We start from the raw sequence: 1,518 nt of genomic DNA, 5'->3' as shown, positions 1-1,518 counted from the left end.
CCACCAATGATTTGTGAGTTAGCTCCACTTACTTTAATATCTCCTATTAAAGAAGCATTATCTTGATTTAAGATTCCTCCAATGCTTCCCCCGCTATTTACAAGAATAGAACCTTTAATTTTTGCATCTTGTGCATTAACAATTCCATAGCCATTTTGACTTTCGCCTTCTTTAGTAATACTACCTCCAAAAATACTTCCGCCATTTTTTACTTCTATTGTTCCATCAAAAGATCCTTTATTAAGATAAATCCCAGCTATTCCACCGCTTATAGAAGAACCCTCACCATCAATAGTGGTATTTCCTGATAAAAATGCATTATTTAGATAAATCCCTGCATTTCCACCTTGAATCTTGCCTCCGTTTGTAAGTGTAATGGTGCTTGTCCTAGAACCTGTGTCAATATAAATGCCATTTTCTCCTCCAATAACAGCAGAATCTTTTCCGTCGATACTTAATGCACCCATTTGTTGCCATTGTCCCACAGAAATACCAGCACTAGCTCCTTTTACTTTTGCAGTTTCATTAATAGTTATACTGCCATAGCTTCCATAGCTGACATAAATGCCACTTCCTTTTTGAGATTCTACAAGACCTCCCTTTATTTCAACTTTTTCAATTCTAGCACCACCATCAACTTGAATAGCATTAGTTCCTTCTGAAATAATAGTGCCTGTGTTTGTTAAAGTATCAATTTTTCCACCGGCTAATAAAACACCATATCCTGTAAAATTACCAGAACCAACACTCTGAATAGTTCCATTATTAGTTATATTTCCGACAGTCCCATTTTCTATAAGTATTCCATTTGAGCCTTGCAATGAACCATTATTATTAATATTAGAAACAGACCCATTATTTACAAAGATAGCACCTTTATAGTATCCTTCTCCTGCATTGATAGTGCCTTTATTATTTATTGTTCCAACTGCTCCGCCACTTCGTATAGCAATACCATTTTGTCCTTGTATTGTTCCATCGTTAGTTAAATTTTCTATTTTACCGCCTTCTACAATATTTATACCATTTGTGCCTTCTATTGTGCCATTTCCAGCATTTTCAAATTCTTTAATAGTTCCCTGTATATACATTCCAGAACTATTATTACTTGTTAAAGTTCCGCTATTGTTAAATTTTTCTATCGTCGCACCACCTCTAATAACTATTGTTTCTTTATCAGAAGTAATACTTCCACTATTGCTAAATTCTTTGATAGTATTTCCACTTTTTATATCTACACCAAAACCACCATTTGTTTTATTGTTAGTAACAGTTCCTTCATTTTTAATCGTTATATTATCTCCCGCACTTTCTTGCACCAAAATAACTTCGCTATTATTTGCAGTAATACTTCCATCTTTTGTAATGGTTAGAGAATCTCCACTACCGCTTATAGTAACCTTGCTACTTTGTGAATCACTAATAGTGCAATTTCCACTACTACAGCCCCCACCACTAATAGAGCGAGAATCCGCATAAACATTTGAACTTAAAATTGAAATTGTAGTAAATGAGAGA

The 1,518-nt window shown here is 34.3% G+C and carries 1 protein-coding gene; it reads right to left on the bottom strand.

From position 1 onward, the window contains the following. The coding region (locus EBF09_RS08945) for a beta strand repeat-containing protein (protein ID WP_408609828.1) at positions 1-1,518 on the bottom strand (1,518 nt) is incomplete at both ends.

Source organism: Helicobacter burdigaliensis, assembly GCF_003670295.1.
GTDB classification, from domain to species: domain Bacteria; phylum Campylobacterota; class Campylobacteria; order Campylobacterales; family Helicobacteraceae; genus Helicobacter_D; species Helicobacter_D burdigaliensis.
Note: the sequence above shows the minus strand (reverse complement) of the source record. Positions and strands in the feature narration are given on the sequence as shown.